Raw genomic sequence first — 9,637 nt, 5'->3', positions numbered from 1 at the left:
TTCCAGGACGCCGTGACCAAGAAGACGCGCGACCACACCTCGCGCCACATGACGGACGGCGAGATCGATTTCACGCTGCTGACCTATGACGACGACGCCACCTCGGCCGAATCCACCGCGGCCGGCGACGGCCCCTGCATCCACCACTTCGGCATCGAGGTGGAAGACCTGGCCAGGTCCACGGAAGAGATCAAGGCCAACGGCTGCGTCGTGGTGAGCGACCCCGGCGTGATCCCGGTCAAGTTCCGCGCGCCCGGCGGCACGATCGCCGAACTCGTCGAGATCGGCCGTTACAAGACCGACAACCAGGGCCAGAAGATCAGCCGCATCACCCACATCTCGCTGAAGGTGGAAGACATCAAGGCGGTCGGCGACTTCTACATCAAGCTGTTCGACTTCCGCGACACCGAAACCAAGAAGACGCGCGACCACACCTCGCGCCACATGACGGACGGCGAGATCGACTTCACCCTGATCAAGTACGACGCCGGCACGACCTCGGCCGAGTCCACCGCCTCCGGCGAAGGCCCGTGCATCCACCACTTCGCCGTCGAGGTAGAAGACCTGGAGAAATCCACCCGCGACATCCAGTCCATGGGCTGCGAGGTCATCAGCGACCCCGGCGTGATCCCGGTCAAGTTCCGCGACCCGGGCGGCACCATTGCCGAGCTGGTGGAAATCGGCCGCTACACCCAGCTGGGGCGCTGAGCCACCCGGTAACAAGCCACGATAAAACGCAGGCCCGCGCACCACCTTGTGGCCGCGGGCTTGCCGCCAGGGACCCATCCACCGCCCGCCAAGAGGCGGTGAGAAAAACAAAAGAGACGGAGACAAGCAATGAACACATTCACCCGAAAGGGCGATTTCTGGGCCGGCATGGCACTGGCCGCGCTGGGCATCTACATCGTCAGCCAGGCCTGGGCCTGGCCCTACATGACCGAGGAAGGCCCGGGGCCGGGCTTCTTCCCGCTGTGGTACGGCACGGTCATGGTGTTGCTGTCGCTGGCGCTGGTGGCCGGCACGGTGCTGAAGAACGACCCCAAAAGCCAGAAGGTGCTGCGCTGGTCGGAACTGCGCCGCGCCATGACCTGCTGGGTTGCGCTGGCGGTGTGCGTGGCCATCATCAAGTACGTCGGTTTCATGATCGCGTTCGGCCTGCTCACCTGGTTCATCATCGCCATCATGTTCAAGCGCCCGCAAAAAGTGGCGCTGGCCTATGCCATAGGCGGGGCTGTCGGCTTTTACGCGCTGTTCTCCTGGGCGCTGGAACTCCAGCTTCCCATCGGCACGCTGTTTTCATAACTAAAAAAGACAAGAGACAAGCACCATGGATATTTTCAGTGGATTGATGCAGGGGTTTTCGGTCGCGTTGACGCCGATGAACCTGGGCATGTGCTTTCTGGGCTGCTTCCTGGGCACCGTCGTCGGCGTGCTGCCCGGCCTCGGCCCCCCGGCGACCATCGCGATGCTGTTGCCGCTCACCTTCAAGATGGACCCGACCGGCGCGATGATCATGCTCGCCGGCATCTACTACGGCGCCAAATACGGCGGCTCCACCACCTCCATCCTGCTGAACGTGCCGGGAGAGACTTCTTCCGTCGTGACCTGCCTGGACGGCTACCAGATGGCGCGCAACGGGCGCGCGGGCGCGGCGCTGGGCATCAGCGCCATCGCCTCGTTTGTCGCCGGCACCATAGGCACCGTGCTGCTGATGCTGGTGGCCCCACCGCTGGCCAAGCTCACGCTGGCCTTCAGCGCGCCCGAGTACTTCGCCCTCATGGTGCTGGGCCTGACGATGGTGGTGCTGCTGGCCGGTGATTCGCTGACCAAGGCCCTGCTGTCCATGATGGTGGGCCTGTGGATTGCCGGCATGGGCACCGACCTGTTCACCGCGACCTCGCGCTTTACTTTCGGCCAGACCGAGTTGCTGGGCGGCATCGACTTCGTCATCGTCGCCATCGGCATCTTTGCCGTCGGCGAAGTGATGTCCAACATGGAGCCCGAAAAACCGCTGGACATGCTGCCGGTGCCCAAGGGGCTGAAGAACCTGTTGCCGACCTGGCAGGACCTGAAGGACTGCAAATACGCCTTCCTCAACGGCTCGCTGATCGGCTTTTTCATCGGCATCCTGCCCGGCGCGGGCGCGACGATCTCGTCCTTCCTGAGCTACGGCATCGAGAAGTCGTATTCCAAACACCCTGAAAAATTCGGCACCGGCGTGATCGAGGGCGTGGCCGCCCCCGAAGGCGCCAACAATGCCGACACCGCCGGCGCCATGGTGCCGCTGCTGACGCTGGGCATTCCCGGCAGCGGCACGACCGCCATCCTGCTGGCCGCGCTGGTGCTCTGGGGCTTCAAGCCGGGGCCGCTGTTCATCGAGGAAAGCCCGGCGCTGTTCTGGGGCCTGGTGGCCAGCATGTACATCGGCAACGTGGTGCTGCTGATCCTGAACCTGCCGCTGGTCGCGATCTTCGCGCAATTGCTCAAGATGCCGGGTTATGTGATGTACCCGCTGATCCTGGGCGTGGCCATCATCGGCATCTACACCACCGACTCCAGCATCTTCCAGCTCAGCCTGCTGGTGCTGTTCGGCCTGGTCGGTTATGCGATGCGCAAGCTGGACTTCCCGACGGCGCCGCTGGTGCTGGGCCTGGTGCTCGGCGATTCGATGGAAAAAGCCCTGAGGCAGTCGCTCATGATGTCGCAGGGCCACCTGTCCATCCTGTTCCGCCCGATTCCCGCCGTGCTGCTGTGCATCGCCGCTTTCCTGCTGATCGTGCCATTGATCAAGAAGTTCAACTCGGCGCGGGTGCAGATGATAGACGCCGAGGCCTGAGCCCCGCCTGATTTCCCCTTGCATTTTTGCCATATCTAAAACAGGAGACAAGCCATGAAATTTTCGAAAACACTGTGCGCCGTCGGCATGATGGCGCTGGCCGGCTTTAGCGGCCTGGCCCAGGCCCAATGGAAGCCGACCAAGACGGTCGATGTCATCGTGCACACCGGCCCCGGCGGCGGCAACGACCTGCTGGCCCGCGCGGTCGCGCTGATGCTGGAAAAGGAAAAGCTGCTGCCGGTGCGCATGCAGGTGGTCAACAAGCCGGGCGGCAACGGCGCCGTGGCGGCCGCGGCGATCGCCGAGCGCAAGGGCGACTCGCACACCCTGGGTTTCATCACCAGCGTCTGGATCGCCAACCCGCTCACCACCAATGAGGCCAAGGTCACGCTGCACGACCTGACGCCGGTCGCGCGCCTGCTGCTCGAGCCGGCCGTGTTCGCCGTGCGCGCCGACTCGCCCTACAAGACCCTGAAGGACTTCATCGACGCCGCCAAGGCCAAGCCCGGCGAGCTCAAGCAGTCCGGCGGTTCGGTCACTTCGCGCGACAACATCGTGCGCCAGCAGCTGCAGCAGCACACCGGCGCCAAGTGGGCCTTTGTGTCCTTCCAGGGCGGCGGCGAGCGCCTGGCCGCCTTGCTGGGCGGGCACGTCGACATGATGGTGATCGAGCCGCAGGAAGCCGGCGAGCAGATCCGCGCCGGCAAGCTGCGCGTGCTGGCGCAGATCGCGGAAACCCCGCTTCCCGGTTACCCCAACACGCCGACGCTGAAGCAGGCCGGTTTCGACATCGTGGCCACGCCGCAGATCCGCGCCGTCATGGCGCCCCCCGGCATCCCGAAAGAAGCGCTGGCCTATTACGAAGACCTGTTCTCCAAGCTGCGCCAGACCGCTTCGTGGAAGAAGTACGTGGCCGACAACCAGCTCGAAGACAGCTATTCGAACGGCGCCGACCTGGGCAAGGCCATCGAGGCCATCGAAAAAGACATGCGCACCCAGTTCCAGCTTGCCGGCATGAAGCTGGTGCGCTGAGCGCGGACCTTTTAACCGTTGATTTGAAACAGCGGCGGGGGCGGCGGCGAAGGGCCGCACCTCGCCCGTGGGTGGGCCTGCGCCGGCGCTGTGCGCCGGCACCCCGCACACAACAAAAAGCTCATTTTGGAGAGATGTTTGGAAGCCCTTAATATTCTCAGCGCCGGTGCCGCGCAGGCGGTGGTGGCGCGGCTGGTGGACACGCTCAGGCTGGAACAGCCCGGCGCCGTCAACGCCTGTTATGGAGCTGTCCAGTCCATGAAGTCACGCGTGCTGGTGGGCGAGCCGGTGGATGTCATCGTGCTGACCGATGCGCTGCTCGACGAACTGGTGCTCCAGAAGCTGGTCGTGCCCGGTTCGCGCGCCGCGCTCGGCACCGTGGGCACAGGCCTCGCCGTGCGTGCCGGCACGCCGGTACCCGAAGTTGCCAACCCACAGGCCCTGCGTGCCAACCTGCTGGCCGCCGAAAAAATCGTCTGCCCTGATCCGGCCGTGGCCACCGCCGGCATGGTGCTGGTCAAGGTGCTGGAGCGGCTGGAGATCCTGGAACAGGTGCGCCCGCGCCTGGTGTACTGCAACAGCGGCCACGAGGCCATGGCCCAGCTGGCGCGCGGCACCGGCCCGCGCGAGCTCGGCGTCATGCAGATGACGGAAATCATCGCCGGCGCCGGCATGGCGCTGGCCGGCCCGCTGCCGGCCGAGCTGCAAAACAAGGTCATTTATTCCGCCGGCCTGGCCGTGCATTCCAAAAGCCCCGAGCGCGCGCGCGACTTCATGCGCCGCCTGACGGGCGACCGCCAGGCGCTTCGCGTCGCCGGCTTCGGCGAAGGCCAGGGCGCCGCCGCCTCCGCATCCCTTTAAAAAACGAGGAAAGAAAACATGTCCAGCAGTTCCAAATCCACCCCGAGCGGCCCCACCATCTCCGAGCGCCTCGCCAAAGGCATCCTGGCCTGCACGCCCGCGGATTACGCCGGCACACGCGCCGTCACCAACCGCTTGTTGCTGGACATCGCCGGCCTGTGCCTGGCCGCGCGCGGCGAGACTTATGTGAAGGCGGCGCTGGCTTCGCTGGACGGCGACGGCAACTGCACCGTCATCGGTTTTCCGCGCAAGCTCACGGCCGAAGGCGCGGCCTTCGTCAACGGCATTGCCTCGCACGGCGAGGACTTCGACGACACCTATGAAGGCGGGCCGGTGCATGCCGGCGTGGTCATCATCCCGGCGCTGCTGGCCGCGGCCGAACGCCACCAGCTCTCGGGCGCCGACCTGCTGCGCGGCGTCGCGGTGGGGCTGGAAGTCATGTGCCGCCTGTGCAAGGTCGCGCCCATGCGCGTCCACAAGGCCGGCTTTCACCCCACGGCCATCTTCGGCGTGATGGGCGCCGTCGCCGGTATAGGCGCGGCGCTGCGCCTGTCGGAAGAAGAATTCGTCAACGCCTTCGGCATCGCCGGCAGCATGGCCGGCGGCCTGATCGAGTACCTGGCCGACGGCTCCTGGACCAAACGCATGCACCCCGGCTGGGCGGCGCAGTCGGGCTACCGCGCCGTGCGCCTGGCGCAGGGCGGTTTCGTCGGCCCGCGCACCGTGTTCGAAGGCCACCACGGCCTGTTCCACGGTTTTGCCAACACGCTGGACGGCAAGTTCGAGGAGATGATGGACGGCTTCGGCAAGCAGTGGCTGTGCACCACCATCGCCTTCAAGCCTTATGCCTGCGGCACCATGTCGCATCCCTACATCGACTGCGGCCGCGAGTTCCGCGCGCGCAACATCGACCCGGAGCAGATCGCCACCATCGAGGCCGAAACCGCCGAAGGCATTGTTCACCGCCTCTGGGAGCCGCTGGCCATGAAGCAGTCGCCGCCCAACGGCTATGCCGCCAAGTTCAGCACGCCGTATGCGATTGCCGCCGGCATCCTCAAGGGCGACGCGGGCCTGGGTGAATACGACGAAGACGTGGTGAAAGACCCGGCCATGACGCGCCTGGCGGGCAAGGTCAGCTACATCATCGACCCGGCCAATCCCTACCCCAACCAGTTCACCGGCCACCTGCGCATCACGCTGAAAAACGGCGAGGTGTTTGAACACCGCCAGGGCTACTTCAAGGGCGGCGCCGAGCACCCGCTCAGCGACGAGGACATCCAGCGCAAGTTCGTGGCCAACTGTGTGTACGGCGGGCTTACGGCCGCGCAGGCGCAGCAGATGGCCGATGTGATGGCCGGCCTGCTCGACCAGCCCAGGGTCGACCTGTCCCGCCTGCCGGCCTGAAGTTCGTTGAAGATTTTTTTGAAGATTGAAAGACGTTTCATGAGCAACACCCCCAAACCCCAGGCCGTCGCGCTGGTCACCGGCTCCGGCCGCAACATAGGCCGCGAAATCGCGCTGGGCCTGGCCGCCACCGGCGTGGCCATCGCCGTCAACGTGCGCTCCTCGGCGGCCGAAGGCCAGGCCGTGGTCGACGAGATCATCGCCGCCGGCGGCCAGGCGCTGCTCTGCGTGGCCGACGTGACCGACGAGGCCGCGGTGGCGGCCATGGTGGCCAGCATCAAGGCCGCCTGGGGCCGCCTCGACATCCTGGTCAACAACGCCGCGATACGCCGCGAGGCCCCGCTGGCCGACATCTCGGCGCGCGACTGGCGCGACACGCTGTCCGTCATCCTGGACGGCGCTTTTTTCTGCACGCAGGCGGCGCTGCCGCTGCTGAGAGCGTCCGGTCGCGGCGCCGTCATCAACATAGGCGGCATGACATCGCACACCGGCGCGCCCGAGCGCGTGCACGTGGTCACGGCCAAGGCCGGCCTGGGCGGGCTCACGCGCGCGCTTGCGCACGACTTGTCGCCCGAAGGCATTACCGTCAACTGCGTATCGCCCGGAATGGTCGACACCCAGCGCGCCACCAGCAGTTCCACCGCCGCGCCCAAGCACCACGCCAAGCACCACCCGCTGCTGGGCCGTCGCGGCACGGCGGCCGAGATCGCGGCTTCGGTGGTCTGGCTGGCCGGGCCTTCGGCGCGTTTCATCACCGGGCAGACCCTGCACGTCAATGGCGGGACCTACCTGAGTGTCTGACAAGGCGGCTCCCGAAGCGGCGCCGCAGACGGCCTTCCAGCTCTGGGGGCGCAGGCTGCTGACCCTGGCGGCCGCAGCTAGCGGCGGCTATGCGGCCTTCTCGCTGAAGATCCCGCTGCCCTGGGTGCTGGGCGCCATGATGGGCACGGCCCTCGTCATGTTGCTGGGTGTGGGTGGGCGGCAGCCGCTGCAGGGCCGACGCGCCGCGCAGATCACGATCGGCACGGCGCTGGGCCTGACCTTCACACAGGAAGTGATACGGGAGGTCGCCTCGCTGGGCCACTGGATGCTGGCCGGCGCCGCGTTTTCCATCATGCTCACCATGCTGTTCTCGCGCGTCATCCAGCGCCTGGCCGGCATCGACGGGCCCACGGCGATTTATTCGGTGGCGGTCGGCGCCTCGGCCGAAATGGCGCTGCAGGCGCAAAAAGCCGGCGCCGACGGCGCGCAGGTTGCCTCGGCCCACGCCATCCGCATCATCCTGGTGGTCACGCTGGCCTCCGTCGTCGCGCACTACAGCGGCGAAAAAGCCGGTCCCTATATTTCAGCGGCCACGCCCGCCATAGGCTGGCAGCTCGCTGTGCTCTTCGTCTTCCTTGCGCCGGCCTGCGGCTGGCTGGCCGAACGCCTGCGCGTGCCCAATGCCTGGCTGCTGGGCCCGGTGATCATGGCCGGCTCCTTTGCCGCCTCGGGCCTCAACGGCCGCATGTTTCCCGAAGCGCTGGTCGCGGCGCAGGTCCTGATCGGCTGGAGTTTGGGCCAGCACATGACGCGCCAGTTCTTCATCAAGTCGCCGCGCATGCTGGCTTCGGCCGCGGCGGTCACACTCAGCATGCTGGCCATCTGCGTGCTGCTGGCCTGGAGCCTGAGCAAGACCGGCGTCATCTCGCTGCTGACGGCCTTCCTCGCCGTGGCGCCGGGCGGCACGGCCGAGATGGCCATCATCGCCAAGACCTTCGGCATAGGCGCGCCCATCGTGACGGCGTTTCACTTCTTCCGCGTGATTTCGACGGTGCTGTCGATACGCTGGGTGTTCAAGTTTCTGGTGCGCACGGGCTGGGTGCACGACAAGGCTGCCGCTTGATGGCGCAAGGGCGCAATCCGTTTAGAAGCCCAGCAGCGATGAGCTGTTTTCCCGGACGTCCGGGGCCGCCTGGAAATCCTTCCATTGGGCTTGCCAGTCCTCCAGAAGGTCGGCGATTCCCATCTTCCTGGCTAAACGCCGGAGTCGGGCCTTGTTCAAGGCCTGCAGGTCCAGGTCGAAAGGCGGCCGCGCCAATCGGCTGCGGTTGGAGGCACCCAGATAAATCCAGTCGAGCAAGGCTTTCTCACCGGTCGTGCGCGGATAGTCAAAACGCGAATCGCGGATATCGTCAAATGCACCGGCGCGTTCATCGACGAGATGTGCGGGCATCGCAAAAAAACGAAACGTTCCGGCATCCGTCTTGCGATCGGATATCTGCGGATTCGGCCAGCCGGGATCCGTCGGGATGACGCAGGTCACGGTATCGCCAAAGTTGTTCGTGACACCTGCCTGTTCCAGTACCCAGGTCAGGCTGATCACGCTGCGCGATCGCACCCATTGGGCCGCGGCTGCCGGGCTGATGTCGCGATGGCCCATCGTGTTCAGGTAGACGCCTTTGATGACGCGCCGAAGTTTCCGGGCTCGCACCAGGTCCTCAAGCCAGCGCTGAAATGTCGCGCGTGGCGGCGCTGCCTCACCCGGCATGGTGGCAATCATTTGCAGCATGCCTGTGGTCAGAACCCCGGGCGTATCGCCCCGAAGCAGCCGGGCTTCCGCTTCCAGTTTCCAGACGGCAGTCACTTGGCGCTCCCACCGTTCGATGCCTGGATTTCAAGCGCAGCTTTGCACCACCTTTCAATGGCGGACCCCACCGTCAGCGTGTATTCCAGCCAGCGCTCTTCCGTCAAGATTTCCCGGATGTCCGGCGGGAGGTAAGGAAGCAACTCATCGCGCGCCAGGTGAAAACCGATCATCTCGAGCTTCGATAGCGCGTTGTTTTTAATTTGCTCCAGCGCCTGCGCCGGACTGCGGGCGGCGAGCAGGGCGGCAGGGTTTGCATTGGCCGCGATCAGGTCTTGAAGATCGTAGACATCCCTGGGTGCATTGCGCGCTTCGGACATGGCCGCGGCAATCTTCATGGCCGCGAGTGCGTCATTGGAATAGGACTCGACCACAAAAGGCGCCATGCCATAGCTTGCGGGCGGCGCGACGGTTTCCTGGCGCTTCCATTCGGGAGGTATTTCATGCCTTCCGGAGATCTCAACCTCGAACCGCACGTCTTCCCCCGTGGGGGCACGTCCCGCGAGCCGTGCCCTGACGGTGGTGGCGGTGAGTTTTGTGATCTCGGCCACCGGCTGGCGAATACCGGCGTTGGCGGCGGCGCGCACCAGCGCTTTTGGCATGCCTGTCTTGAGGCTTTCCATCGACAGGCTGGGCTGGCGGTCAAAATCGATGTCCTTGGTCAGGCGCAAGCTGCCGAAGACGGCGCGCATTGCCATGCCGCCTTTAAGGACCAGGCGCTGGCCGTACTGTCCGACGACCTCCCGCAGCAAAGCCACCTGGCAGCGGTCTATCCCTGTCAGGCGCTCGTCAAACCCTCGCTCGGAAGGACTATAAATAGCAGCCATGGCTCATTATATGAGAAATACATGCTACTTAAAAAGCTATGAGAGGGTATG

General features: G+C 65.4%; 10 protein-coding genes. 8 read left to right on the top strand and 2 right to left on the bottom strand.

What is annotated here, in order from left to right; genetic code table 11:
* The 8 genes from ACLV8F_RS17905 to ACLV8F_RS17870 form a co-directional block, all read left to right on the top strand.
* Positions 1 to 708: VOC family protein (locus tag ACLV8F_RS17905; RefSeq protein ID WP_411885554.1), on the top strand; the 708-nt coding region annotated here is incomplete at its 5' end.
* A 129-nt stretch (positions 709 to 837) separates the two neighbouring features.
* Positions 838 to 1,302: a tripartite tricarboxylate transporter TctB family protein gene (locus tag ACLV8F_RS17900; RefSeq protein WP_411885553.1), complete on the top strand. Its 465-nt coding sequence runs from the start codon at positions 838 to 840 to the stop codon at positions 1,300 to 1,302.
* A gap of 25 nt (positions 1,303 to 1,327) precedes the next feature.
* On the top strand, positions 1,328 to 2,836 hold the full coding sequence (locus tag ACLV8F_RS17895; RefSeq protein WP_411885552.1) for a tripartite tricarboxylate transporter permease: 1,509 nt from the start codon (positions 1,328 to 1,330) through the stop codon (positions 2,834 to 2,836).
* A gap of 54 nt (positions 2,837 to 2,890) precedes the next feature.
* Positions 2,891 to 3,868 carry a Bug family tripartite tricarboxylate transporter substrate binding protein gene (locus ACLV8F_RS17890; protein WP_411885551.1) on the top strand — a complete coding sequence of 326 codons (978 nt, stop codon included), beginning with the start codon at positions 2,891 to 2,893 and terminating at the stop codon, positions 3,866 to 3,868.
* Positions 3,869 to 4,006: 138 nt separating this feature from the next.
* Positions 4,007 to 4,729 (top strand): molybdate ABC transporter substrate-binding protein, encoded by a 723-nt coding sequence (locus ACLV8F_RS17885; RefSeq protein WP_411885550.1) that lies wholly within the window; start codon positions 4,007 to 4,009, stop codon positions 4,727 to 4,729.
* An 18-nt stretch (positions 4,730 to 4,747) separates the two neighbouring features.
* The gene (locus ACLV8F_RS17880) at positions 4,748 to 6,133 is read left to right on the top strand and encodes an MmgE/PrpD family protein (protein WP_411885549.1); all 1,386 of its coding nucleotides are present in this window, start codon (positions 4,748 to 4,750) and stop codon (positions 6,131 to 6,133) included.
* A gap of 39 nt (positions 6,134 to 6,172) precedes the next feature.
* Positions 6,173 to 6,934 carry an SDR family NAD(P)-dependent oxidoreductase gene (locus ACLV8F_RS17875; protein ID WP_411885548.1) on the top strand — a complete coding sequence of 254 codons (762 nt, stop codon included), beginning with the start codon at positions 6,173 to 6,175 and terminating at the stop codon, positions 6,932 to 6,934.
* On the top strand, positions 6,927 to 8,018 hold the full coding sequence (locus ACLV8F_RS17870; protein WP_411885547.1) for an AbrB family transcriptional regulator: 1,092 nt from the start codon (positions 6,927 to 6,929) through the stop codon (positions 8,016 to 8,018). Before ACLV8F_RS17875 ends, ACLV8F_RS17870 begins: the two co-directional genes overlap by 8 nt.
* Positions 8,019 to 8,039: 21 nt before the next feature.
* On the opposite strand, the gene ACLV8F_RS17865 is transcribed toward ACLV8F_RS17870, so the two are convergent.
* Entirely contained in the window at positions 8,040 to 8,759 is a 720-nt protein-coding gene (locus ACLV8F_RS17865) for a hypothetical protein (RefSeq protein ID WP_411885546.1), read from the bottom strand.
* Positions 8,756 to 9,586: a nucleotidyl transferase AbiEii/AbiGii toxin family protein gene (locus tag ACLV8F_RS17860; RefSeq protein ID WP_411885545.1), complete on the bottom strand. Its 831-nt coding sequence runs from the start codon at positions 9,584 to 9,586 to the stop codon at positions 8,756 to 8,758. The genes ACLV8F_RS17865 and ACLV8F_RS17860 overlap by 4 nt, the downstream gene beginning before the upstream one ends.
* Between the last annotated feature and the right edge of the window lie 51 nt (positions 9,587 to 9,637).

The sequence above is a fragment of the Polaromonas sp. YR568 genome (assembly GCF_943369675.1).
Lineage (GTDB): Bacteria > Pseudomonadota > Gammaproteobacteria > Burkholderiales > Burkholderiaceae_C > Polaromonas.
The sequence above is the reverse complement of the archived record's forward strand: the minus strand, read 5'-3'. Positions and strand labels throughout refer to the sequence as shown.

Excerpts from the sequence above, each read along its gene's own strand:
- ACLV8F_RS17875 (WP_411885548.1), top strand. The coding sequence starts at position 6,173 with ATGAGCAACACCCCCAAACCCCAGGCCGTCGCGCTGGTCACCGGCTCC.
- ACLV8F_RS17895 (WP_411885552.1), top strand. The coding sequence starts at position 1,328 with ATGGATATTTTCAGTGGATTGATGCAGGGGTTTTCGGTCGCGTTGACG.
- ACLV8F_RS17880 (WP_411885549.1), top strand. The coding sequence starts at position 4,748 with ATGTCCAGCAGTTCCAAATCCACCCCGAGCGGCCCCACCATCTCCGAG.
- ACLV8F_RS17900 (WP_411885553.1), top strand. The coding sequence starts at position 838 with ATGAACACATTCACCCGAAAGGGCGATTTCTGGGCCGGCATGGCACTG.
- ACLV8F_RS17860 (WP_411885545.1), bottom strand. The coding sequence starts at position 9,586 with ATGGCTGCTATTTATAGTCCTTCCGAGCGAGGGTTTGACGAGCGCCTG.
- ACLV8F_RS17890 (WP_411885551.1), top strand. The coding sequence starts at position 2,891 with ATGAAATTTTCGAAAACACTGTGCGCCGTCGGCATGATGGCGCTGGCC.